This is a genomic window from Marinomonas gallaica, assembly GCF_049821165.1.
GTDB lineage: Bacteria > Pseudomonadota > Gammaproteobacteria > Pseudomonadales > Marinomonadaceae > Marinomonas > Marinomonas gallaica.
The window spans coordinates 1,599,299-1,622,500 of sequence record NZ_CP187511.1; the positions used below are offsets into that span (position 1 = coordinate 1,599,299).

24 protein-coding genes (1 of these 24 running past the window's edge) are annotated in these 23,202 nt (G+C 44.1%); 14 read left to right on the forward strand and 10 right to left on the reverse strand.

Going from position 1 to position 23,202, the window contains the following annotated elements; all coding sequences use genetic code 11:
- Both ACPUEK_RS07520 and rpoS read left to right on the forward strand, forming a co-directional pair.
- Positions 1-840 carry a peptidoglycan DD-metalloendopeptidase family protein gene (locus ACPUEK_RS07520; protein ID WP_425642820.1) on the forward strand — a complete coding sequence of 280 codons (840 nt, stop codon included), beginning with the start codon at positions 1-3 and terminating at the stop codon, positions 838-840.
- A 50-nt stretch (positions 841-890) separates the two neighbouring features.
- Positions 891-1,880, forward strand: coding sequence for an RNA polymerase sigma factor RpoS (rpoS, locus tag ACPUEK_RS07525; RefSeq protein WP_425642821.1), 990 nt, complete (start codon positions 891-893; stop codon positions 1,878-1,880).
- Positions 1,881-1,954: 74 nt separating this feature from the next.
- Here rpoS and ACPUEK_RS07530 read toward each other — a convergent pair whose 3' ends face one another.
- On the reverse strand, positions 1,955-3,388 hold the full coding sequence (locus ACPUEK_RS07530) for an AhpA/YtjB family protein (RefSeq protein WP_425642822.1): 1,434 nt from the start codon (positions 3,386-3,388) through the stop codon (positions 1,955-1,957).
- Between the two features lie 167 nt (positions 3,389-3,555).
- Between ACPUEK_RS07530 and serB the strand changes: the two genes are divergently transcribed.
- Complete coding sequence (gene serB / locus ACPUEK_RS07535) at positions 3,556-4,473, forward strand: phosphoserine phosphatase SerB (RefSeq protein ID WP_425642823.1); 918 nt, start codon at positions 3,556-3,558, stop codon at positions 4,471-4,473.
- A gap of 50 nt (positions 4,474-4,523) precedes the next feature.
- Here the strand turns inward: serB and ACPUEK_RS07540 are convergent, their stop codons facing one another.
- The 4 genes from ACPUEK_RS07540 to moaA are packed head-to-tail and all read right to left on the reverse strand — an operon-like array spanning position 4,524 to position 7,741.
- The gene (locus ACPUEK_RS07540; protein ID WP_067223532.1) at positions 4,524-4,952 is read right to left on the reverse strand and encodes a hypothetical protein; all 429 of its coding nucleotides are present in this window, start codon (positions 4,950-4,952) and stop codon (positions 4,524-4,526) included.
- 45 nt (positions 4,953-4,997) lie between these two features.
- The gene (gene glp / locus ACPUEK_RS07545) at positions 4,998-6,188 is read right to left on the reverse strand and encodes a gephyrin-like molybdotransferase Glp (protein WP_425642824.1); all 1,191 of its coding nucleotides are present in this window, start codon (positions 6,186-6,188) and stop codon (positions 4,998-5,000) included.
- A 3-nt stretch (positions 6,189-6,191) separates the two neighbouring features.
- Positions 6,192-6,731 carry a molybdenum cofactor biosynthesis protein B gene (moaB, locus tag ACPUEK_RS07550; RefSeq protein WP_425642825.1) on the reverse strand — a complete coding sequence of 180 codons (540 nt, stop codon included), beginning with the start codon at positions 6,729-6,731 and terminating at the stop codon, positions 6,192-6,194.
- A 14-nt stretch (positions 6,732-6,745) separates the two neighbouring features.
- Positions 6,746-7,741: a GTP 3',8-cyclase MoaA gene (gene moaA / locus ACPUEK_RS07555; RefSeq protein WP_067223542.1), complete on the reverse strand. Its 996-nt coding sequence runs from the start codon at positions 7,739-7,741 to the stop codon at positions 6,746-6,748.
- Between the two features lie 147 nt (positions 7,742-7,888).
- On the opposite strand from moaA, the gene ACPUEK_RS07560 reads away from it, so the two are divergent.
- Positions 7,889-8,749 (forward strand): acyl-CoA thioesterase domain-containing protein, encoded by an 861-nt coding sequence (locus tag ACPUEK_RS07560; protein WP_425642826.1) that lies wholly within the window; start codon positions 7,889-7,891, stop codon positions 8,747-8,749.
- A 153-nt stretch (positions 8,750-8,902) separates the two neighbouring features.
- On the forward strand, positions 8,903-10,288 hold the full coding sequence (locus ACPUEK_RS07565) for a GGDEF domain-containing protein (RefSeq protein ID WP_425642827.1): 1,386 nt from the start codon (positions 8,903-8,905) through the stop codon (positions 10,286-10,288).
- Here the strand turns inward: ACPUEK_RS07565 and queG are convergent.
- Positions 10,215-11,285: a tRNA epoxyqueuosine(34) reductase QueG gene (gene queG, locus ACPUEK_RS07570; RefSeq protein ID WP_067223584.1), complete on the reverse strand. Its 1,071-nt coding sequence runs from the start codon at positions 11,283-11,285 to the stop codon at positions 10,215-10,217. The two genes, ACPUEK_RS07565 and queG, sit on opposite strands and share 74 nt — an antisense overlap.
- Before the next feature lie 73 nt (positions 11,286-11,358).
- Positions 11,359-11,619, reverse strand: coding sequence for a hypothetical protein (locus ACPUEK_RS07575; RefSeq protein WP_067030483.1), 261 nt, complete (start codon positions 11,617-11,619; stop codon positions 11,359-11,361).
- Positions 11,620-12,046: 427 nt separating this feature from the next.
- Here ACPUEK_RS07575 and ACPUEK_RS07580 point away from each other — a divergent pair, with 427 nt between their 5' ends.
- From ACPUEK_RS07580 to ACPUEK_RS07595, 4 genes are all read left to right on the forward strand, one after another.
- Positions 12,047-13,765 (forward strand): acetolactate synthase 3 large subunit, encoded by a 1,719-nt coding sequence (locus ACPUEK_RS07580; RefSeq protein WP_067223552.1) that lies wholly within the window; start codon positions 12,047-12,049, stop codon positions 13,763-13,765.
- Position 13,766: 1 nt separating this feature from the next.
- Positions 13,767-14,258 carry an acetolactate synthase small subunit gene (gene ilvN, locus ACPUEK_RS07585; RefSeq protein WP_067030477.1) on the forward strand — a complete coding sequence of 164 codons (492 nt, stop codon included), beginning with the start codon at positions 13,767-13,769 and terminating at the stop codon, positions 14,256-14,258.
- Positions 14,259-14,511: 253 nt separating this feature from the next.
- Positions 14,512-15,009: a hypothetical protein gene (locus ACPUEK_RS07590; protein ID WP_417504716.1), complete on the forward strand. Its 498-nt coding sequence runs from the start codon at positions 14,512-14,514 to the stop codon at positions 15,007-15,009.
- 129 nt (positions 15,010-15,138) lie between these two features.
- Entirely contained in the window at positions 15,139-15,597 is a 459-nt protein-coding gene (locus tag ACPUEK_RS07595) for an Lrp/AsnC family transcriptional regulator (RefSeq protein WP_067030469.1), read from the forward strand.
- On the opposite strand, the gene ACPUEK_RS07600 is transcribed toward ACPUEK_RS07595, so the two are convergent.
- The gene (locus ACPUEK_RS07600) at positions 15,578-16,462 is read right to left on the reverse strand and encodes a DMT family transporter (protein WP_425642828.1); all 885 of its coding nucleotides are present in this window, start codon (positions 16,460-16,462) and stop codon (positions 15,578-15,580) included. The genes ACPUEK_RS07595 and ACPUEK_RS07600 overlap by 20 nt on opposite strands.
- Before the next feature lie 167 nt (positions 16,463-16,629).
- Between ACPUEK_RS07600 and ACPUEK_RS07605 the strand changes: the two genes are divergently transcribed.
- Positions 16,630-17,262, forward strand: coding sequence for a LysE family translocator (locus ACPUEK_RS07605; protein WP_425642829.1), 633 nt, complete (start codon positions 16,630-16,632; stop codon positions 17,260-17,262).
- Positions 17,263-17,348: 86 nt separating this feature from the next.
- Here ACPUEK_RS07605 and luxS read toward each other — a convergent pair whose 3' ends face one another.
- Both luxS and yjeH read right to left on the reverse strand, forming a co-directional pair.
- Entirely contained in the window at positions 17,349-17,861 is a 513-nt protein-coding gene (gene luxS, locus ACPUEK_RS07610; protein WP_067030460.1) for an S-ribosylhomocysteine lyase, read from the reverse strand.
- Between the two features lie 55 nt (positions 17,862-17,916).
- Entirely contained in the window at positions 17,917-19,191 is a 1,275-nt protein-coding gene (gene yjeH / locus ACPUEK_RS07615) for an L-methionine/branched-chain amino acid transporter (protein WP_425642830.1), read from the reverse strand.
- 148 nt (positions 19,192-19,339) lie between these two features.
- Between yjeH and ACPUEK_RS07620 the strand changes: the two genes are divergently transcribed.
- The 4 genes from ACPUEK_RS07620 to hemL all read left to right on the forward strand — a co-directional run.
- Positions 19,340-19,771, forward strand: a complete 432-nt coding sequence (locus ACPUEK_RS07620) for an Lrp/AsnC family transcriptional regulator (RefSeq protein ID WP_425642831.1) — start codon at positions 19,340-19,342, stop codon at positions 19,769-19,771.
- Between the two features lie 159 nt (positions 19,772-19,930).
- Positions 19,931-21,604 (forward strand): chloride channel protein, encoded by a 1,674-nt coding sequence (locus ACPUEK_RS07625; RefSeq protein ID WP_425642832.1) that lies wholly within the window; start codon positions 19,931-19,933, stop codon positions 21,602-21,604.
- 2 nt (positions 21,605-21,606) lie between these two features.
- Positions 21,607-22,029, forward strand: a complete 423-nt coding sequence (hemJ, locus tag ACPUEK_RS07630) for a protoporphyrinogen oxidase HemJ (protein ID WP_067030444.1) — start codon at positions 21,607-21,609, stop codon at positions 22,027-22,029.
- Between the two features lie 26 nt (positions 22,030-22,055).
- Positions 22,056-23,202 carry the 5' portion of a glutamate-1-semialdehyde 2,1-aminomutase gene (gene hemL, locus ACPUEK_RS07635; RefSeq protein ID WP_425642833.1) on the forward strand. 137 nt of this gene lie beyond the right edge of the window, so only the first 1,147 of its 1,284 coding nucleotides appear in the window; the start codon lies at positions 22,056-22,058; its stop codon lies off the right edge, out of view.

A 23,202-nucleotide genomic window follows, 5' to 3' on the forward strand; every position in this document is an offset into this window, starting at 1 on the left:
ATGCAAATAGTTGGGCAGATGAGAATAGCTTACAAAATCTCTAAATTGCTGACACACAAGCTCAGCGGTGCCCTAATGCTATGTTTGGTTTTATCGGGGTGTGCATCAGACAGTTTTCATTATTCTAATGTCGGATCTTTCGATCATTCTTCGAGTAGCCCGAGAACCAAACCTATGCCGAGCAGCGGCGTTTATCGGGTTGACTCGGGTGATACCTTGTTTTCTATCGCTTTTTCTTATGGTTTAGATTATCGCCATGTGGCAGAAATTAATAACATCCCAGCTCCTTATACTATTTACCCTAATCAAAAAATCCGTTTGAAAGGTTCCGTAAAACGATCGACTACACCGACAAAAACAGTGGCCAAGAAGACATCTACGCCACAAAAGCCTGTAACAAAAAACGCCATAGCGAAAGTGAACTCTTCGTCAAAGCCCGTGTCGACTGTAAAGATACCGGATAAAAAAGTGTCGTCATGGCGTTGGCCAATTTCGGGATCTGTGACTAGGGGCTTTTCAAGTGCCGGCGTTAGTAGTAAAGGTATAGACATTCGCGGCAAAGATGCTGAGCATGTTAAAGCGGTTGCAGATGGTATTGTGGTGTACGCAGGAAATGGCTTGATTGGCTACGGTAATTTAGTCATAGTGAAACATAACGAAGTATATCTTAGTGCCTATGCTTACAATGAGCGCATCTTAGTTAAGGAAAAACAAAGTGTTCGATCGGGCGACTCTCTCGCCATCATTGGTGGTAAAGGAACGGAAAAACCTTTATTACACTTTGAGGTTAGGCGTGATGGCCAGCCAATCGACCCACTTAAAGTACTACCTAAAAAATAAGTACTACCCCCAAAAATAATAATCATAATTTGGGCGTTGAGGAGGGCTATATGAAATCAGTAGAGATGGACAAGTCGACAGAAGAAATTCTTAAGAATACGGATGATTTTGATTTCGAAGATACAAATGAATCTGTGGATGACACAGATGATTTTGAATTAGCGGTAAATGCGCGTTATGCAGACAATGATGTAAAATCTTTGGATGTAACACAGCTTTATTTAAGCGAGATTGGTTATTCCCCATTATTGAGTGCAGAGGAAGAGGTTTACTTTTCTCGATTAGCATTAAAGGGGGATGAGGCAGCTCGTAAGCGGATGATTGAGAGTAATTTACGTTTGGTCGTGAAGATTTCTCGTCGTTACTTAAATAGAGGCCTAACGCTCTTAGATTTGATCGAAGAGGGCAATTTAGGTTTGATTCGTGCCGTTGAAAAATTTGACCCAGAACGAGGCTTCCGCTTTTCAACTTACGCTACGTGGTGGATTCGTCAAACCATAGAGCGCGCAATCATGAATCAGACACGAACGATCCGCTTGCCTATTCATGTCGTCAAAGAGCTAAATGTGTATTTGCGAGCGGCCCGTGAGCTGACGCAAAAACTGGATCATGAGCCGAGCCCAGAAGAAATTGCAACAATGCTGGATCGTCCTGTAGAGGATGTTCAGCGTATGTTAAGCCTAAATGAACGTGTCAGTTCAATTGATTCTCCTGTTGGTGGTTTAGACAGTGATAAAAGTTTGGTGGAAGTATTAGCTGACACACAGCATGCTGGGCCTGAAGACGACCGTCAAGAAGGTGATGTACACCAGAATATCGAACAATTACTTGATGAGCTTAACGATAAGCAGTGTGAGGTCATTGCTAGACGTTTTGGTCTACGTGGTTATGAACCAAGTACCCTTGAAGATGTCGGGGCTGAAATTGGTTTGACACGAGAGCGTGTTCGACAAATACAAGTTGAGGCATTGCGCAAATTACGGATCATGTTGCAAAACCGTGGTCTGTCATTAACGGATGTCATCAATTTAGATAACTAATGTTGCCACGATCAAAAAAGCCCCAGCTATCAAAAAGATAGCTGGGGCTTTTTTGTATTGTAAGCGGTAAATTATTAAGCTTCTTCGTGCTCTAATGCAAGCTCATTAATTTGTTCGTCTACACGAGTACGATATTTTTCAGACAACCCTTTCACTGAGTACGCTAAGATTTCTTCTCCGCTATCAAGCTCAATGATTTCTGGTAAGCTCAATACAATACGGTTCTGAATCTCAGGCACTGTGATGATTTCTTCACTTAGCACAAGTTTATTGTGGGATTCGGAGAGTGCCAATGCATTGGCCAGCGTTATAAGAGGTGTAATTTCTTCGGCGTTGATCTTATTTGCTTCGTACATACGTGAGAGAGACTCATCGCCGTTGTGAAGCCCCATGTGATAGCTGATATCGGGAACTTCTTCATACAAGTCACTGCTCATTAGTTGATTCAGTAATTCTTGAATCAGTTCAGCACAGCATGCGGCATTCATATATAGGTTGTCGTCGCAGTTTTTTGCTTGAAAAAGCATTAGTACGCAATCTTTCTCATATTGATGAACTTGGCCATTGTAGTATTCACCTGCTAAGAAAATAGTACGGTAAATGGGGGTAAGTAAATTTGCTACTTGCAAAGGAGGGAGTTCATCACGCCATTGATTCAAGTGTTTTAATTGAATGAATAGGGCACAGGATTGACGTTCTGACTCTTTGATTATCTGTTCAAAATTAATTTCAAACTGGCCTTCTTCATCAACGCTTGGCGCATCAGTATCAGTGTTCTCAACTGCTTTTTGAAGCGGTGTCTTTAATTCAAGACTCTGTAACTGCTGAACATGATGAATAAGCTCATGAGCTTCTCGATAACTTTTCTCAGGCATAGGAGCATTATTTGTACCATTGGTGTATGCCTCTAAAGCATCAGTGGCTCGTGCAATCGGCATATACAAACGACGAACGATTAGCACTAAAAGTACACTGGTGATAGCGGTGAGAAAAATTCCTAAGCCGATGACCAGGTTGCTAATATGATTTAAGGTATTTTGAGCGGATGACTTATCTAACGTAATCAAGACATGGCCTACGACATCGTCTCGAAAACGAATCGGAGAGCTGTAGACTCTGTGTTTATCAGACGGTCGAAGGTCGACATCACTATTAGATTGGTTGCCGTTTATATTTGCTTCTGCGAGCAATTCGTCTTTTTTGTTGTACACGCGTGCACTCAAAATATTGTCGCTGACAACAAGACGGTTCAATAACACATTTAAGCTGAGTAAGTCATTGGTTAAGATCGATTGGGTTGCGTTAAAGGCGGCCTGAGTTGCTAAGCTACTGCCCAATACATCGGTTTGTTGATTGAGATGTTTGTCTACCGCCGACGTAACCGAAAACCATACGGTCGCCAGCGTAATTAGAATCAGTGCTAAATAGGTCGACAATAAAATGCTCGCGGACGAGCACTTTTGAAGCAGCTGATAATACCCTGATGATAGTTTTTTTAAGGTGTCCATCGACGTCCTAGTACGAATATTGTGTAGGTATCTAGTTGATATACCCGATGTTTTAATGATGTTCTTAAAGGTTTACGGACCTAGGCGGTATTTCTTTAGGTCTTAATCACGGTTAGCGTCCGCATGAGGATTTGATATAGTAAGTGTCCCCATTATCAGGAGTTGTTATGACCGCTTCGATCACGCTTATTGGCGACCACCTCGCCGACTACTTGCCAGTCTTTGAGAGCTGGCTTGAACAACAATTTTTAAAGACTTCGACAAGAGTCCTAACAAATCCTCAAGACGCATTTTGTGTTCAGCGCTACGACCTTAGCACTACCATCCACGATGGTAAATATGAAGAGCTTCGGGCGCAATTGTTAGCCATGGCGGATACGTCTGGAATCGACCATATTTTCCAACCTTTTACACCAATACTTTCTGAACCCGGTTTAGCTGTCTTTGATATGGACTCTACGCTAATTAAAGCTGAAGTTATGGACGAGTTAGCAGTGGAGATGGGAATAGGTGCACAAATTGCGGCTGTAACGGCCAGTGCAATGCGCGGTGAAATCGATTTTACCGAGAGCTTTGTACAGCGTTTGTCGCTGTTAAACGGTTTGAGCAGCGATGTGATGGATTCTGTTTATCAGCGTATAGAGCATATGGATGGTATTTCAATACTGATGAAAGTGCTGCATAAGTTTGGTTGGAAGACCGCTATTTTATCGGGTGGTTTCACCTACTTTGCCAACCGTGTTCAACAAGATTATGGTATGACGGAAGTGCATGCTAATGAGTTGGATATTGTGGATGGGACGTTGACAGGTAAGCACATTGGCCCCATTGTCGATGCGAAACGCAAGCAGCAACTGTTAGCTTTGCTGAAAGAGCAATATTCTGTACCTCATTCTCAGACGGTAGCGTGTGGCGATGGCGCCAATGATTTACTTATGCTGAATGATGCGGGGTTAGGGGTAGCATTGCACGCTAAACCGATTGTACGTAAGCAAGCGCCGTGTCCAATGAGTCAATTGGGTTTGGAGGGTGTGCTTTATCTGCTTGGACTTGATTCGAATGAGATCGCTCAATCGCTAATGTAACATAGCTTAACGCTCCCCTAAACATCGGATTAGGGGAGCGAAACTTCTTGTCAGTGCTCTTCTTGACCAAGTCTTGAGGTCCACTCCTTAGTCAGTACTTCGACCAATGCGTAGCGTCGTAAGGATAAGGCTGAGGACAGCTCGGTAAAATTCTCATCTAAGTAATCAAATAGAATCTTTTGGCGCAGTTCCACCAGTACTCGAATCTGCTCACCTTGTTCATAGGTTACGTCTTTATGTTCTATCAAAGCATCCAGCACCTGATCTCGACGTTCAACAGCAACATCATAGTGATGTTTAAGTACATAACGAGCGAAATCAAGCATTGAAGCCACTAATAATTGGAAGGTGTGTTCAACGGCCATGATCTCATCTTGAGTAAGCTGGTCGTTTCGATCTTTTTTACGATGAACATCAAGACGTTTAATCATCTCGTGTTGATGTTCATACAATGACGCTTCCCAGTTTCTATCTCTCACAACGGTTACTCCTACATAATAGGGGATAGATCCATTAAGTGTAGTTTAGAAGCTGTTAAATGGGTAAAAGTCGAATTCACTATTTGGTGAAATATTGTGCTCCGCTGGCACATGTAAGTAACCATCTGTTTGGCTGGCGGCCAATAGAGCGCCAGAACTTTGTTGCACATGAGGTGTCGCAACGCCGTTGTTTACATGCACTCTTAAGAACTCATCTCGAGACTTATTCCCTTTGCGCGAAAAGTCACATTTAACTCGTAAAGCTTTCGGTAAATCCAAACTTTCACCGGCCGCTTTTGCCAGTGCTAGTCTTGCAAATAGGTGGAATGTGACCAAAGTTGAGCTAGGGTTACCAGGTAATCCTAGTAAGGGGGTGTCAAACACCTTTGCAAATACTAAGGGTTTACCAGGCTTTATAGCGATTTTCCAAAGATGTAACTGCCCATTTTGTTCAATGGTGGCTTTCACATGGTCTTCTTCGCCGACGGAAACGCCGCCTGAAGAAATAATGATATCGGAGCAGTCACTGAGTTCTTTCAGAGCCGTTTGCGTAGCTTCTACGGAATCCATAGCATGTCGGCGTAAACTTACCTGATGCCCTGCACTGATCACTAATGACTCAATAAGTGGGCCATTTGAGTTGTAAATTTGTCCTGCCGTAAGAGGCTGTCCGGATTGTTGTAACTCATCACCTGTAGTGAGAACACCCACTTTTAATGGTGTAAACACGTCGATACAGGTAAGACCAATACTGGCCAATACACCTATATCAATCGCAGATAAGCGCTTTCCTGCGGCTAATACCAGAGCACCTTTTGCAATGTCTTGTCCCGCTGGACGAATATTATCGTTTGGCTTTACGGCCTGAAGAAACGTAATTTGGTCGTTCTGTTGCTTGGTATTTTCTTGCATCACAACGGCGTCAGCACCAGCAGGGATTTCGGCGCCAGTGAAAATACGAGCACAGGTGCTTGGCGTGAGAGGTGTTGGGGCGTTACCCGCTGCGATGCGTTGAGAAACGGATAATGTTGCAGTGTCTTGCAAATCACGCGAGCGAACGGCAAAACCGTCCATCGCACTGTTGGCCGCAGGGGGGACGTCAATGTGAGAAACAATATCCTGAGACAAAATGCGTCCCAGAGCATGGTCTAATGAAACACGCTCGGTTAACGTTGCAAGAGGCAGGGCGTTCTTAATGTGCTGAATCGCGTCTTTAAAAGGCATTAATGCCGTCATGAATTACACCTCGTGAACAGGTGGTTGATAAGGCCCCAAAAGCATCGTAACGAAGTTACATGGACGATGACGTGCATCTAACTGCTCTTGGATAATGCCGTTCCATGCAGTTTTACAGGCCCCTGTAGAGCCAGGTAAACAGAAAATAAGTGTTTTATTGGCAAGGCCTGCTAGTGCTCTAGATTGAATAGTCGAGGTGCCAATTTCTTCATATGATATTTGGCGGAAAAGCTCCCCAAAACCGTCGACCTCTTTGTCCAGTAACGGCAGGATGGCTTCTGGTGTGCTGTCACGTGAGTAAAAACCAGTACCGCCTGTGATCAAGACAACGTGTGCGTTGTCATCAGCGATCCAGGTGGATACCACGGCGCGCATGGCGTAAACATCATCTTTTACAATCGCTCGCTCACCTAGGTTATGCCCAGCGTCTTTAAGCATGGTAATGAGCGCTTCACCGGATGTGTCTTCAGCGATACCGCGGGTGTCAGAAACGGTTAATACATTGATGCTAAGCGGGCGAAAAGGGGACGGGGTTTTAGCCATAATAAAATCCTTTGTTAACCGCCAGTGGCGCTCATGAAGCGCAGAATTTGGGGTTCTTCATCTAAGTTAAAGTGGTGTTTCTCTGGTTTGAGTACTAGAGAATCAATAATACTCTGCTGTAATAAATCTGCATCATCTGGATGAGTTCGTAGTACCGATTTTAAATCTTTTGAATGCTCATTGCCCAAGCAAAGTAATAGGCGACCTTCTGCTGTCAAGCGTACTCGATTGCATGTACTGCAAAAATTATGACTGTGTGGGGAAATGAATCCGACTTGCTGGCTTTCTCCGGCAATGTCGTAATAGCGTGAAGGTCCGCCAGTCGAGCGTTCAGAAAGGCTCAGGTGCCAGCGTTGTTGTAAACGTTCTAGTAATTCGTCACTGGAGATGTAGACTTTGGCACGATCATGGTGAGAAATCTGACCCAATGGCATTTCTTCAATGAAACTAATATCCATTTTATGAGCTAACGCGAATTCCACTAAGTCTTCTATTTCGTCGTCATTATGACCACCTAGAATGACGGCATTAAGTTTTAGTTGCTTAAAGGGGAGTGCGCTTACAGTCTTGATGCCGCGTAGGACTTGGTCGAGTTTGTCTCGACGTGTAAGCTCTTCAAAGCGTTCACGTTTAAGCGTATCTAAGCTAATATTGATGCGAGAAACGCCCGCATCGAACAGCTGTTGCCCCATTTTTTCAAGCTGTGAACCATTCGTTGTTATGGTGAGCTCATCAAGTCCCGGTAGAGCTGCTATTTGCTTTAGTGCAAACAATATGTCTTTTCGTACCAGTGGTTCACCGCCCGTAATACGGATTTTTCGGGTACCTAGTGCAACGAATGAGGTGGCAACTTGAACGATCTCTTCGAGCGATAAAATATCGCGACGAGGCAAAAAGGTCGCATCTTCATCCATGCAATAGGTACAGCGAAAATCACAGCGGTCCGTCACCGAAATACGTAAATAATCAATTTTTCGACCGAACGGATCGATGAGCTTGGAATCTGACACTTGAATTGGCCTCGCTACAATTTTCTAATAGAAGCAAAATTTATCTACAGAGGCAAAAATTCTCTGTATTGACTGCGGCTTGCGTTATGCTCAAATAACGCAATATTTGAGTGCAGTTAGAACCACTATAGAAATAGGGGAATCGCAGTGCGTAGTGTTATACATAATTTGATCGATATACTCACTTTGAATCGGGTTTCTGACACTAAATTTGTCGGTAAGAGTCAAGATTTAGGGTTTCCTAAGGTCTTTGGCGGACAAGTTGTCGGTCAGGCATTGAGTGCAGCGGCGCAAACCGTTCCGGAAGGGCGAGCCCCGCATTCATTACACAGCTACTTTATTCGTCCAGGGGATGCGAAGCAAATTATTGACTATGATGTTGAGACAGTGAGAGATGGTGGAAGTTTCAGTGTTCGCCGAGTGATCGCCAGCCAAAATCAAAAAACCATTTTGGTGATGACTGCCTCTTTTCAGAAATACGAAGAAGGCTTGTCGCATCAAGAGCCTATGCCTCATGTACCTGGTCCTGAGAATTTCAAATCAGAGCTCAGTTTATTTCAGAAGCATGCGGAAGAGATTCCATCTAAAATTCGCAGCTTATTGACCGCGGAACGGCCGATCGAATACCGCATTGTGGAAAATCAAAATCCGTTTCGTCCGCGTCCTGGACTTCCGGCACGACATATGTGGATTCGCAGTATTTCACCTTTGCCTGATAATGAATTAGTACATCAATCGATGCTGGCTTATACCACTGATTATGGTTTTTTAGAGACTGCACTTCAGCCGCACGGAATTTCTATTGGCAATCCGAATTTGAACATTGCAAGTCTTGATCATGCTATTTGGTTCCATCGTCCATTTCGATTAGATGACTGGTTATTATATGTCGCGGATAGCCCATCTGCTTCAGGCGCCCGAGGATTTGTGCGAGGGAAGATTTTTAACAAGGAGGGTGAGATAGTGGCCTCTACGGCGCAAGAAGGATTGATTCGACTGACTCGTTAGTCATCGTTTTGTAATAAAATGTAATCCGGCATCAACTTTTGTGGTCTTTGTGTTAAGTTCTGTCGATTAATTATCTAAGTAAAGCGATTTCTTTAAGCGGGTCTTTATTAGTTGTTGGACTTTGTACTCTGAATATGGGCATAAGGGTTTAGCGTGTTACCTCAAAGAAGTGCGGTTCAATTCATACTGACTAAAGTACTCGCCTGCTATCTTGCGGTTACAGGTTTTGTATTATGTGTGTTTATTACTTGGTCTTATCAACAGTACCAAGAAAACCGTCAACATGTAGTGCAACAGTTGCGTTCTTCTGTTGAAGCTGTCATTGAACAAACACCAGATAATATTGACCAGCTACTGGCTTCATTGACACTCGGAACTCAGTTCTTTAGTCGTGACTTCGCGTCAGTTGAATCTTTTGCGCTGCTTGGCGAAGATGGCTCAATTGTTTTCTCATGGCCAAATCAAGCGCAGCTTGAAGCGACGGACTCTAGCTTATTTCAACTCCTAGCAATTCAAAACTCTTCTTTCACACTCGCCTTAGCGTTTCCTAAGTGGCCTTTGTATCAAGTTGTCGTTAATAACTTGCCTGCTGCGATGGGGATTTTACTGCTGCAATTCGTTTTGTTGCTTGCCGTTCTTGCCGTCGTCATTAAGCGCGGCGTTCGTTCTGGTTTTGAGGGCTTTATGCGTGAGTTGAGTTTAGTGTGTTTAGAGCGACCAACCCCATTACAAGCTCACTCTTTTCCTGGGCAGTTCGGAGAGTATCGGCAGATCTTAGACGGTATTAATCGAGTGATTTTATCGCTTGCCAAATCCCGTGAAGAATTCAGTAACATTAACAAGTCTCTTGAAAACCACATTAAAGCTAAGACAGCGGCTTTAGAGGAGCGTAATCAAGAGCTTGTCGATCTGAACCAGCAGCTTTCAGTGATCGCTAATACGGACGCCTTGACTCAAGTGTATAACCGTACTCGATTTGATGTGCTTTTTCTCGAATATGTCATGCTCGCACGTCGCCGTGTTACGCCTCTGTCTCTCTTGTTAGTGGATCTAGATGACTTCAAAAAAGTGAACGATCGCTTTGGTCATCAGACTGGAGATCTAGTGTTAAAGCACGCGGCCCAAGTTATCCAGAAAGAAGTGGGCGAAGAGGGGGTTGTTGCACGATGGGGCGGAGAGGAGTTTGCCGTACTGCTGCCATACTTTGATTTGTACAGCGCCGAACGAAAGGCTGAATCCTTAAGGGCTGTACTTGCAAAAGCTCACTTTGAAGAGCAATCCATACGGGTGACGACGAGTATAGGGGTTGCCCAATTGAGTTCGATCGAGACGGGGCCTGAGCTATTGAAACGTGCTGACGATGCTTTATACGATGCCAAAGGCAGTGGCCGCAATAGAGTGATTATCGCTTATGTTGAGGAAAGTCATGCTCAACTTGACTCGGATTCACTCATGGAAGGTGAGTTTATTGAGGTGTTTGATGTTGAGCCAGTGCCCATTCAAGATGAACCAAAAGCTTCTCAGAAGCATTCTTCTTAGCACGATCTAAGGCGTCAACTGTTGCCTTGGAGTAAGGCGCGTTACCTAGGGCGACGGCGATGTTTCGGCGCCAGTTTTCATACCCCGTTCTTCTGATGGGAGAGCCCGCTGTGTTACTTAAAAAGGTATCTTCATCCCATTCAAATAAAGTCAGTAAGTCCTCACTGTCTAAATTGTGTCTTGGTTGAAAATCATCTTCTTGGGTGTTTTTGGCAAATTTTGTCCAAGGGCAGACTAATTGGCAGTCATCGCAACCAAAGATTCGATTGCCCATTTTGGCGCGCAGCTCTTCAGGGATGATGCCATCGTATTCAATGGTTAAGTAGGAAATACATTTACTGGCGTCCAAGACCCATGGTTTAACAAAGGCATTGGTTGGGCATTTATCCAAGCATGCACTGCAACTGCCGCAATGTCGTTGTGGCGTTGGCGGGTCAACGGGCAAGGGGAGGTTTGTAAAAACCTCCCCTAATAAAAACCAACTGCCTGCTTTGGGTGACAGTAACAAAGTGTTCTTTCCAATCCAGCCCATGCCCGCTTGCTCAGCGATTTGTCGCTCTAAAATAGGGGCACTATCAACAAAGGCGCGATAGCCATGATCACCAATCTCTTCTTCAATACGCTTTGCTAACTGAGTCAGTCGTTTGCGAATAAGCTTGTGGTAGTCACGTCCTAGTGCATAACGAGCAATGTAGGCTTTTTCAGGAGTCTTCAGGCGTTTTACCGTTTCCACAGATTCAGGTAGATAGGGCATGCTCAAACTTATGACGCGCTGAGTGCCTGCATGAAGGTTTGCTGGCTGAAAGCGTAGATCATCATGATTGGCAAGGTAATCCATTTCGCCATGATAGCCTTGCTCAAGCCAAGCGTGAAAGTCCTCACGATATTGTTCTAGTTCTGGATTTACAATACGGCAGTCACTAAAGCCAAATTCTTTGGACCAAGCTTTGATGTTGTTGGCAATGTGTTGGAGGCTGGCTTCGTCAAAAGAGGGCATAAACACTACATGAAGGTCATTCAAGAAAGTAGGAGCTTAAAAGCTCCTACTGATATGAAAGCAGCAAGGCCTTTTAATAAAGGTTGCTATCGCTTTTTACGGTGTCAATTAGAAGATTGATAAACATACGATCCGCATCCGTATGTTCTTCTTGGATTTTTATTGTGGTTTGGCTTGAAACTGCGTCTGCAATCACTTGATAAGCATTCGGCTCATTGATGTGCTCTTTTGCAATGCGAACTAATTCAGCAGACAGCTCTGGTTCCATTAGCATTTTGCGAAAACAGCGTAAAAATTCATCAATAATACGTTGTTGGTTTAATTCTGAAGCCATAGGGGTAACTCCTTATTTCATAATATAAGTATGACACCATGAAAGCCCTGTCAGAGCAAGAAGAATGGCGTTTGTTGAGGCGTTTTCATTGACACGCAGTGGTGCGCTTGAGACAATGTTCTTCTATGTCAGCAATACCCCGCTGACTATCTCTTCTGATGGTGGCAAACAGCCCCTTCCTATACGACTAAAGTATAGTCGTTGCACAAAGTGTTGTGAGTAGAATTTTTACCTACAATACTTCTCCTCGCGATATAAACGCGGGCAGTGTCAAAACTGCGATTTATTGCGTTTGAGTGTTCCTTAATTCCAGGTATCTCATTTGTTTTGCAAACATCGTTTTATCAACTTTTATCTGACCTTAGTATGCGGTTACAATAGTCATACCTAAAGTAGCAGATTGATGAACACTATAGAGGTTAACAAGGTGGAGTTATTATCCGGTGGTGAAATGATCGCCCGCTTCCTTAAAGATGAGGGAGTTGAGTACATATATGGTTATCCAGGTGGTGCAGCATTGCACATTTACGATGCGCTACACCGCCAATCGGACGTCAAACACGTCCTTGTCCGCCACGAGCAAGCCGCTACACACATGGCTGACGGTTATGCGCGTGCGACAGGTAAACCTGGGGTTGTTTTGGTTACCTCTGGTCCTGGTGCAACCAATACGGTAACAGGTATTGCTACAGCCTTCATGGACTCCATCCCTATGGTGGTTATCTGTGGTCAGGTAATGAGTTACTTGATTGGTGAAGATGCCTTCCAAGAAACGGATATGATCGGTGTGTCTCGTCCGATTGTGAAGCATAGTTTTTCAGTTAAGCATCCTTCAGAGATTCCGTTGATTCTGAAAAAAGCCTTCCATATTGCGAGCACAGGTCGCCCAGGCCCAGTAGTTGTCGATATCCCTAAAGATATGACAATGCCAAATGAGAAGTTTGAATACAGCTTCCCTGAGTCTGTTTCACTGCGTTCGTACACGCCGCCTACAAAAGGCCACAGTGGACAAATTAAGAAAGCAGTTGATTTATTGTTAGCCGCTAAACGCCCAATGATTTACGCCGGTGGCGGTGTCATTATGGGTGGTGCTTCTGAGCAGCTGACTAAACTTGCAAAAGAACTTGGCTACCCAGTGACGAATACCTTGATGGGACTAGGTGGTTACTCTGCGACTGACGATCAGTCCGTGGGGATGTTGGGTATGCATGGCTCTTATGAAGCTAACCAAGCGATGCATCACAGTGATTTGATTTTAGCTATCGGTGCGCGTTTTGATGATCGTGTTACCAATGATCCAGATAAGTTTTGCCCGAGCGCTAAAATTATCCATGTAGACATTGATCCTGCATCCATTTCTAAAACGATTCGTGCCGATGTACCGATTGTTGGGCCTGTAATTCAAGTCCTAGAAGAAATGATGGGGCTGATTGATGATGCCCCAGCTCGAACGAATCAAGATGCAATCGCAAGCTGGTGGAAGCAGATCAATGAATGGCGTCAGGTGCATGGTGGTCGTTACGACACTGCTGGTGACAAGATCAAGCCTCAAGCCGCGGTTGAAGCCTGCTGGCGCGCAACCAATGGTGATGCCTATGTTGCATCAGATGTGGGTCAGCACCAAATGTTTACCGCCCAATACTATAAGTTCTCAAAACCGTACCGTTGGATTAACTCTGGCGGTCTTGGCACGATGGGCTTTGGTTTGCCTGCAGCAATGGGCGTTAAAATGAATTTCCCTGAAGAAACTGTTGTTTGTGTAACGGGCGAAGGTAGCATCCAGATGAACATTCAGGAGCTATCCACTTGTCTACAATACGGTATTCCAGTCAAGATTCTATGCTTGAACAATGGTTCATTGGGGATGGTTCGCCAATGGCAGGATATGAACTATGAAGGTCGTCATTCAAACTCTTACATGGATTCTCTTCCTGAATTCAAAACTTTGATGGATGCCTACCGTCATAAGTACGTAGAAATCCGTACCAAAGACGAATTAGATGCGAAGATGGAAGAAGCGTTCGCAATGACAGATCAGCTTGTATTCATCAACTGTTATGTAGACCCAGAGGAACATGTGTACCCAATGCAAGTGCCACGCGGCTCTATGCGCGATATGTTCCTAAGCAAGACGGAGCGAACTTAAGATGCGACACATTATCTCAGTTTTAATGGAAAACGAGCCGGGTGCTTTGTCGCGTGTTGTTGGTTTGTTCTCGCAACGTAACTTCAACATCGAAACATTGAACGTGGCGCCGACCGATGACCCTACGTTGTCTCGCTTAACGTTGACAACATTTGGCTCTGATCAAGTGGTTGAGCAAATCACAAAACAGTTGAATAAGCTGATTGATGTGGTGAAGCTGGTTGATTTAACGGAAGGTCAGCATATCGAACGTGAAATGATGCTTGTAAAAGTTCGTGCTTCTGGTGCACAGCGTGCTGAAGTCAAACGTACGGTAGATATTTTCCGTGGCAACATCGTTGATATGACGCCATCGATTTACACTATTCAGATTGTGGGCGAGTCAGATAAGCTTGATGGCTTTTTGCATGCTCTGAGTGGTATGCACATTCTTGAAGTCGTGCGTACTGGTGTATCGGGTATCGCTCGAGGTGAAAAAACGCTTTCACTGTAAGGCCTCTAGCTATCATACAGTTTTAAAAACGCGCTACGGCGCGTTTTTTTATGCCTGAAGAATAAGTACGACTCCCCGTTGATGTGTGATGCTTCTTTACCTGCCGCTGACAAATGCTGAAAAAATAAGTATACGCTCCTGCATTCAGTGCTTACTAGGAGCAAAAACGTAACCGAACTGTCACCTCTTTCTTTTTCTTTGATAACTGCCATTATCTAGTCATCACTTAAGCAAATGAAAAAAGGACGGTCATATGAAAACTTTAACTAACGCATTTACATTCGCTAAAAAAGGTACATTAGCAGCAGCCATTGCAGCGGCTTCAATGACAGCATCAGTAGCTTACGCAGATTACGATGGTGACGGCTGTAGTATGATTGAAAAACAGGAAGTTGCGATGGAAAAAGCAAAGGCTGATAACGATTGGTCTGCCATTGTCGGTGCACAAATGGAGTTATCTACAGCAAAAACTGAGTGTTGGATCAACAAAAACATGAATGAAGACAACGCTGAAGATAAGTGGAATGACATCAAAGACAGCTTCAATGAAGGTATGGAAGACCTACATGATGAGTACGATGAGCAAGTAGAAAACGCTAAAGATGCTTATGAAGAAGCCAAAGAAGAAGCCGATACTGATGAGGCTATGGAAGAAGCAAAAGAGACTTATGACGATACAATGGAAAGCATCTCTGAATCGTATAACGAATCTGTTGCAGCCTTGAAAGACAAACTAGGCATCGACGAATAACGATCATTAATTGTTATTAATAATGCGGCCACCTTGTGTGGCCGTTTTTGTGTTCAAGAGCCTGTAAAAGTCGAAATTCATCACGCTACCCGTTAAGCTAAAGCAGTTTTTATCTTAATGGGTATAGATATGGATAGGATTAATTGGAAATTACTCAAAGCACTTGAGTCAAATGGCCGCTTAGGTTACTCAGAGCTTGCTAAGCTTGTCCACCTGTCAGCACCAGCGGTGGCAGAGCGTATTAAGAAGTTGGAAGAGCAAGGTGTAATTACTGGGTATCAAGCCAAGATTAATCTAGAAAATGCGGGCATTCCTATTACAGCTTTGGTTGAGTGTGAAGTGTACCGAACCAAAGAGCGAGAGTTTAAGGACTTGGTTGTAGGCCTTGAAGAAATTTTAGATTGTTACAATGTGACTGGACCTTCTGCTTTTATCTTACGCGTAGCGGTCTCATCAATGTCACGCTTGGATATCTTGCTTGAACGTTTGATTGACTTGAGCGACACGAAAACGATGATGATTCTTTCTCAACCCGTTCAGCGTGGTATGCCGCTCAATATCGAAGAGGTTACCGGCTCGCTTCCCTAGTAGCGTCTATAGCGGTTTCTTTACGTGGCCATTGGCTTACGATCATACCGGTAAAAATGAGTGCGCAGCCAAATAGAGCTCGATCGCTTAGCACTTCTCCCATCAGCCACCAGCCGCCGATGGCTGCAAACACGGCTTCCATTGAGAGTATTAGAGCTGTCGTACTAGGTGTTACCTGTCGTTGTCCTAAGGTTTGAAGGGTAAAGGCAATGCCTGAAGAAGCCACACCAGCATACACTAATGGCCACCAAGCCAGCTCTACTGCAGCAAGACTAGGTTCTTCTAATGTGAATGCCGTCAGGCTTGCCCAAATCGTTGCGATGGCAAACTGAGCAATGGATAAAGGCAGTGCAGGTAATGATCGTGATAAGTAGCTGATTAGCAAGACATGGCAGGTCCAGAATAAAGTGCCCGCTAGTTCTAGTACATCACCTTTATTGATGCTGAGGTTTGGCCCAATGGTTAGGACATAAAAGCCAACTAAAGAGACGGCAATGCCCCCCCAAGTTAATCGGTCAACGGAATGTTTAAACAGTAACCCAACTAAAGGGACTAGTACGATATACATGCTTGTGATGAAGCCTGCGTTACCTGCTGTGGTATACAAAAGTCCGGTTTGCTGAAAGGTAAAACCACAGAAAAGTAAGCTTCCTGCGGCGATACTCCCTTTCAGTAAAGCTTTTTGATCGTAGTCTTGTTTCGTCTTGAAAATGAACAGTAATGGTATCATTGAAAGTGTCGCTAAAAGGAAGCGAACCGCATTAAAAGTATGTGGACCAATGACTTCCATTGCCGTACTTTGCGCAACAAATGCGAATCCCCAAATGCTGGCGGTGAGCCATAAAAATAAGTGCGAAATAGACATGACATACTCGTTTTTTATCGTTAAAGTTGCCGCCTATTTTACGGTCAATAGCAGAATTCAGAACAGTGATATGCCTTCGAATATAAGGTTTGAATCCTTAATAAATAAGGTATTTCTGGGTTCGAGCTTTGGAATATTAAGTCATTCATTGCGAGGTAAGACTTAGAATGGCACTTCAGTTTTGGTTAACGGTTGCTCCGATCTTATTGCTACTATCTTTTGGCCCAGGGCCAAACAACTTTACGGCTATGTATAATGGTATTCGTGTCGGAGCACCAGCCGCGGTTATTGCCGTCATTGGGCGTAATGTAGCGTTCACTATCTTAATGGTGGTTTCCGCATTAGGTCTTGGAGCGGTGATCGTTTCGTCATCGTTTTGGTTTAATGTGGTGAAGTGGTTAGGAGTGGTATATCTGTTATATGTTGGGGTTAAAACATGGATGGCTGCTAAACAAAATTTAAGCTCTATGGAAGAGGAGGGTGTTATTGTTCAACGCTCTCATTTCTCGCGTATGCGCCAAGAGTTTATGGTTGCCATCAGTAACCCTAAAGCGGTTTTGATATTTACTGCAATTTTCCCACAATTATTGGATTTGAATGAGCCTGTTGCTATTCAGTTCACTATTATCGGGGCGACGTTTTTAGCAACAGAGTTTATTGCTGCTTTCTTTTATGCTATCGGCGGACGTCAATTACGTCGCATTATCCGTAGTCCAAAGGGGTTGGCAAATTTAAACCGTGGTATGGGTGGGATTTTTGTTGCGGCCAGTGCCTTCTTAGCGACGGCAACTCGTGGGTAACGTTTAGAAAAGTCTTTAAATAGAAAGTAGTAGAAAAAAGAGAGCCATTTGGCTCTCTTTTTTGATGTGTTAATACTGTAAGCAGATTAAGAATGTTCTGCTAGGAACTCTTCGCTCAGGTAAAGTTCTGAGTTACTGTTTACCAACACGCCGCGATCAAGAATATTACGCGCGATGTCTTTTGCTTCTTCCAGTGAGTGCATCGTGTAAGTGCCGCACTGATATTCGTTTAGCTCTGGAATGTCTTCTTTCGCGGCAACATCGATCACATCTTGCATAGCTGCTTTCCAGCTCTCTGCTACCTTTTCTTCGCCCGGCGTACCGATTAGGCTCATGTAAAAACCTGTACGGCAACCCATTGGTGATAGGTCGATGATTTCTACACCATTACCGTTTAAGTGGTCACGCATAAAACCAGCAAATAAGTGCTCAAGAGTGTGAATGCCTTTTTCAGACAAGATCTCAGCGTTGGGAATGCAAAAACGTAGATCGAAGACTGTGATTGTGTCGCCTTTAGGGGTTTCCATTGTTTTCGCAACGCGTACCGCTGGAGCTTGCATACGTGTGTGATCTACTCGAAAACTGTCTAGTAGTGGCATGTGTGTTCTCTCCTAATATCTCGTTTCAATCGAACCGAGGTGAATGTTCATAGGCTTATTGTACATGAATTTTATCTTCCGGCATGGGAGGATTTTGAATTTTTAAGCTTTCCCAAGCGAAGGCTAATACAAAAACAAGGACTGCAAACAACATGTTTTGTCCGATGAAGACAATCATCATAAGACAGCTAAAGGTTGCTAATACAGCTACCCAGCGAAAGCGTGATTCTAAGGACTTGATTGCGGTAATGCAGGTAAGTGTATAGATCAATAAGAAAGCGCCATTCGTCATTTCAATGAGCCACTCCATTTGAGTTCCAAAAAACTCGACTAATAAGAGTGAGAGTAAACAAGCTAAACCTACTAGACTGACCGCTCTAACAGGCGTTCCTTTGTTTGATAGAATATTAAAATACTGCGGGATCGCACGTTGGCTTGCCATGGATTGCACCATACGAGCAAAACCTAAGATATATGTTCCTACGTTCGAGAACGCGATAATGTAGGCACCCAGTGCAAACCAGCGGCGAGCTTCTTCGCCTAACAGTGAACCGACTAAGAGAGCTAAGGATTGGCTGTTAGTAAATTCATTTCCGTAAACTTTGTATTCTGCAATCATTAGTACCGTAGCGAGATAAAGCATAACGACCAGTGCAATACCGCCAAGCAGCGCGATGGGGAAGTCTCGGCTTGGGTTTTTAAACTCTGCACCCATATGAGCCATGACTTCTATGCCAAGAAAACACCAAAAGATAGTGCCAGTTGCGAGTAATGTTGTTTCTAACTCTGGCCAGCTTTGAGGACGGTTGGTAATGTTTGAAGAAAACGGTGCTCCGCTTAGTATAAATAACGCTAGTACGGTGCTGATTAAGCACACCACCACACCGGTTTGAAAGTTGGCGGAGTTTTTCATGCCAGCAATCGAAAACAAGAGCATTCCTATTAAAGTGATAACACTTAATAAAAAGACAGAGCTCTCGGTTAAATTGAGCAATACTGCAAGATACGCCGCTGCGACTTTTATGGCCACTGCAGGGCCCACAAACAAAATGCTCAAAAATAGCCACCCGACTGCTCGTTCAGCTTTTTTCCCTAATACCTTTCCTATGTAATGTGATGCACCACCCGCCGAAGGAAAGCGGCCACCAAGAAAGGCAAAGACAAAGGCAACCGGTACGATAATGGTGGCGGTGATAAGCCATGCATAAAAAGCGAAACTGCCAGCTTGTGCAACGGACATGGCAGGTAGAATCATTAACCCTGTTCCTACAAATGTTGTTACAGTCATGGCCATGCCTTGAAGAGGTCCAAGTGTCCTTTGGTATTGCATACGATAAGTCCTGCTGAAATTGCTTTGATTTTATAGCGTTAAGGATAAAATGAGTGATCAGATAAATCTGCGCACAAACTGACGCCATTTTGCAGCAAAGTGCAGGTTTCCCCTACAAATTGTCGGTGTATAAAAAATAGGCTAATTAATGACGTTAGACCGCTATGACGAAAAAATTCTTGCGTTATTAGTGCAGGATGCACGTTTATCTGTTTCGGATATCAGTAGACAAGTTAATTTGTCACGAACCGCGGTATCCGATCGTATTAAAAGAATGGAAGAGGGTGGCAAAATCACGGGTTATCATGCCCACATTGCTTTGCCTGGTGAGGATTTAATTTCGGCTTACTTGGCGCTGACGTTTAGGCCGCTTTCTTGTGAGCTAGTGCAACCTTACATTGAAAAGGTCCCTGAAATAAAAATGGCGCATTCAATCAGTGGCGATATTGATTTGATGTTGTTGGTTCAAGTGACGTCCATGAAGCGTTTACATGATATTCGTTTAGAAATGGACGGCTGGCCAAATATTGATAAAGTGATGACGCATATGTGTTTAGCAACTCGGCTTGATCGGCTTTAATGATGCGTGCAATGTGTAGTGCAGGAGTGGCGTTGTAATTCTCTGATCTTGGTGCTTCAATTAATGAACTGATCATAAAATAATAAGGAGGCGAGTCTGAAAGGACTAGATTTCATCGCACGTTGGCGCAATCGAGAGTTAGCTGCTGATGATCTTTTGATGCTCTCAGGCTTGGCGTTGGTCTGTGGTGTGCTAAGTAGCTTAGCGATGACAGGCATGATTGAGTTGCTGTACTGGCTTTCTTCTACTGTTTTACCTTCCCATAGTGAAAACTATGAAGCGTTATCCCCAACGGTTCGTTTTATTTTACCTGTCCTTGCCTGTGCGGCTTTAACTATCATTTGGTTACTGGTGCCCGCTAAGTTTTTAAAAGTGGGTATTCCATACGTTGTGGAGCGTCTGAATTATCACCAAGGCAATTTGCCACTAATGAATGCTTTCATTCAGTTCGTAGGGGCGTTTATTGGTTTGTTCGGTGGGCTGTCAATTGGTAAAGAAGGGCCGGCAGTGCATATAGGTGCAACATTTGGCAGTATTTTGGCACAGCGATTTCGACTGTCCTATATTGCCGTGGAGACGCTTGTTGCCTGTGGGGTAGCTGGCGCTATTGCTGCGGCTTTTCAAACGCCATTAGCTGGAGTTTTGTTTGCTTACGAAGTGATTTTTCATGAATACCGCTTGCGTTTGGTGCTCCCCGTTTTGTTGTCTTCGGTTGTTGCTACAGCTATTAGTCAGATAATTTTAGGGCGCATTGAGGTGTTTGAGTTAGAGGCGGTGTTTTTGCCACTTTATCAGCTTGATATGCTCGCTGCCTATGCGGCTTTAGCGCTGTGCATCGTGGTTGCCTCAACGTTATTTTATCAAGTCCAAAGAGCATTGTGGCGTTTAGGAAGTGTTCCTCTTGCCGCTCGCTTTATGACGGTGGGTGTTTTGACCGGTTTGGTTGGTTTGTATTTGCCTCAAGTGTTAGGCGGCGGCTATGACACGTTGAACAGTTTATTGCAGGGCGACATTTTATTTGTGTCTTTATTAGGATTGGCTTTGGCAAAGGTACTGCTGACCTCCGTTTCAATCGGGCTCGGTATACCAGGTGGTATGGTTGGTCCTACGTTTGTGATTGGCGGTATGCTTGGTGCCCAAGTTTCATTTTGGTTCGACACGCAAATTCCGCTAGCAGCAGAGCTCGCTTTATTTGTTTTATTAGGCATGGCTGGGATGATGGCAACGGTGTTTCAAGCACCGTTGACGGCGATTGTTGCTATGGTGGAAATGACGCATACATCAGTCACGATTGCTCCCGCTATTTTAGTGATTGTCGTGTCTTGTACCGCGGTGCGGTTGTTGTTTAATCAGGATTCTATTTTCGTGGAGCGTTTACATTCCCTAGGTATGGTGTCTGAATGGAGTCCCGTTCAGAGAGTGTTACGCCAACGTGATGTCCGCAGTGTCGCGAGTAAAGTGAATAGTTTTCCTGAATTGCTTCATCTTGAGCGGGTCCGTGATTTAGCTTCGGGTATGATAGACTATGTCTCGATCGAAAAAAGTGGACACCATTTCATTGTTTCCGTGTCTGAAATGGTTGGAAAACTTAAAGAGCTCGATTTAGGCCCTCAACCTTGGTTGATGGTTGAAGGAAATCGACAAGCGATGGATGTTTTACGTGCGTTACCCGGCACACCTGTGAGCGTTGTGGATTCCTCCCTGTCGTTAGCTGAGCTGCTAAGCTGGTTGCATCGTCATAAGCAACATCAAGTGTTAGTGAGTTTTGTTCAGCAGCAAGAGCTGTGGTTGGTAACATCGCAGCAATTAGATCAAATGTTGTTAAAGGGATAATTATGCTTTGGGTTAAAGCTTTTCATATAATCGCTGTCGTCTGTTGGTTTGCGGCCTTGTTTTATTTGCCAAGGTTGTTTGTTTATCATGCTGACGCCAAAGATCAAGAAAGTATTGAGCGCTTCAAAATTATGGAGAGAAAGCTCTATCGTGGCATTATGACACCTTCTGCAATCGCAACGGTGGTATTCGGTTTTTGGATTGTTTCTTACAATTCTGAGTACTACTTTAGTTCTGGCTGGTTTCACGCCAAGATGTTGCTGGTTGCGATGTTGTTAGGCTACCACCATGCTTGTGGCAGGTTGTTGAAGAAATTTGCTAACAATCAAAATACTCGTAGCCATGTTTTTTATCGATGGTTTAACGAATTTCCAGTTTTAGTTCTCATCGGCGTTGTCATTCTCGTCGTTGTTAGACCGTTTTAATGTTTAGTTTATAGTTGGATCCTATTATGAGTCGTTCAGAAGATTTATATTCTCGCGCCCAAAAACACATTCCTGGTGGTGTAAACTCACCAGTTCGAGCATTTAATGGGGTAGGGGGCTCACCAATCTTTTTTCAAAAAGGAGACGGTGCTTACGTCTACGATGAAGATGGTCAACGTTATATTGATTATGTTGGCTCATGGGGACCAATGATCTTAGGTCATTCACACCCTGATGTTATTAATGCTGTACGCAAGCAGCTTGATTACGGTTTAAGCTTTGGTGCTCCAACCGAAGTTGAAATTACCATGGCGGACAAAGTGTGCGAACTTGTACCTTCTATGGACATGGTCCGTATGGTCAACTCTGGTACCGAAGCAACGATGAGTGCGATTCGTTTGTCTCGTGGCTATACTGGACGAGATAAAATCGTAAAATTTGAAGGCTGTTATCATGGTCACTCTGATTCTTTGCTTGTAAAAGCTGGATCGGGTGCTTTGACGTTAGGGGTCCCAAACTCTCCTGGTGTACCAGCAGATCTTGCAAAACATACTATTACACTGCAATACAATGATATTGAAGAAGTGAAATCATGTTTCGCTGAAATCGGCGACCAAATAGCCTGTATTATTGTTGAGCCTGTGGCTGGCAATATGAACTGTATTCCCCCTGTATCGGGTTTCTTGGAAACATTACGTGAAGTGTGTGACGCATCTGGTGCTGTTCTGATCTTTGATGAGGTGATGACAGGGTTTCGCGTTGCATTAGGCGGTGCTCAAGAAAAATTCAAGGTCACGCCTGACCTTACAACATTAGGTAAAGTCATTGGCGCGGGTATGCCCGTGGGAGCTTTTGGCGGCAAGCGTGAAATTATGGAGCAGATCTCACCGCTTGGTCCGGTATATCAAGCTGGTACCTTATCTGGAAACCCTGTTGCTATGGTTGCTGGCCTTGCCGTATTAAATAAAATCAGTGAACCATCTTTCCATGCAGAATTAGAAAGCAAAACGACTAAACTAATGGACGGTATCAAAGCCGCGGCGGATGAGTTAAATGTTCCATTAGTGACCGTGAGTGTTGGTGGTATGTTTGGTTTGTTTTTTACTGATCAAGAGCGAGTGACAACGTTTGCTGACGTACAGAAGTGTGATACGGATAAATTCAAACTATTTT

Coding starts and splice junctions, on each gene's coding strand:
- ACPUEK_RS07520 (WP_425642820.1), top strand. CDS start 1: ATGCAAATAGTTGGGCAGATGAGAATAGCTTACAAAATCTCTAAATTG.
- rpoS (WP_425642821.1), top strand. CDS start 891: ATGAAATCAGTAGAGATGGACAAGTCGACAGAAGAAATTCTTAAGAAT.
- ACPUEK_RS07530 (WP_425642822.1), bottom strand. CDS start 3,388: ATGGACACCTTAAAAAAACTATCATCAGGGTATTATCAGCTGCTTCAA.
- serB (WP_425642823.1), top strand. CDS start 3,556: ATGACCGCTTCGATCACGCTTATTGGCGACCACCTCGCCGACTACTTG.
- glp (WP_425642824.1), bottom strand. CDS start 6,188: ATGACGGCATTAATGCCTTTTAAAGACGCGATTCAGCACATTAAGAAC.
- moaB (WP_425642825.1), bottom strand. CDS start 6,731: ATGGCTAAAACCCCGTCCCCTTTTCGCCCGCTTAGCATCAATGTATTA.
- queG (WP_067223584.1), bottom strand. CDS start 11,285: ATGCCCTCTTTTGACGAAGCCAGCCTCCAACACATTGCCAACAACATC.
- ACPUEK_RS07575 (WP_067030483.1), bottom strand. CDS start 11,619: ATGGCTTCAGAATTAAACCAACAACGTATTATTGATGAATTTTTACGC.
- ilvN (WP_067030477.1), top strand. CDS start 13,767: ATGCGACACATTATCTCAGTTTTAATGGAAAACGAGCCGGGTGCTTTG.
- ACPUEK_RS07590 (WP_417504716.1), top strand. CDS start 14,512: ATGAAAACTTTAACTAACGCATTTACATTCGCTAAAAAAGGTACATTA.
- ACPUEK_RS07595 (WP_067030469.1), top strand. CDS start 15,139: ATGGATAGGATTAATTGGAAATTACTCAAAGCACTTGAGTCAAATGGC.
- ACPUEK_RS07600 (WP_425642828.1), bottom strand. CDS start 16,462: ATGTCTATTTCGCACTTATTTTTATGGCTCACCGCCAGCATTTGGGGA.
- ACPUEK_RS07605 (WP_425642829.1), top strand. CDS start 16,630: ATGGCACTTCAGTTTTGGTTAACGGTTGCTCCGATCTTATTGCTACTA.
- luxS (WP_067030460.1), bottom strand. CDS start 17,861: ATGCCACTACTAGACAGTTTTCGAGTAGATCACACACGTATGCAAGCT.
- yjeH (WP_425642830.1), bottom strand. CDS start 19,191: ATGCAATACCAAAGGACACTTGGACCTCTTCAAGGCATGGCCATGACT.
- ACPUEK_RS07620 (WP_425642831.1), top strand. CDS start 19,340: ATGACGTTAGACCGCTATGACGAAAAAATTCTTGCGTTATTAGTGCAG.
- ACPUEK_RS07625 (WP_425642832.1), top strand. CDS start 19,931: ATGCTCTCAGGCTTGGCGTTGGTCTGTGGTGTGCTAAGTAGCTTAGCG.
- hemJ (WP_067030444.1), top strand. CDS start 21,607: ATGCTTTGGGTTAAAGCTTTTCATATAATCGCTGTCGTCTGTTGGTTT.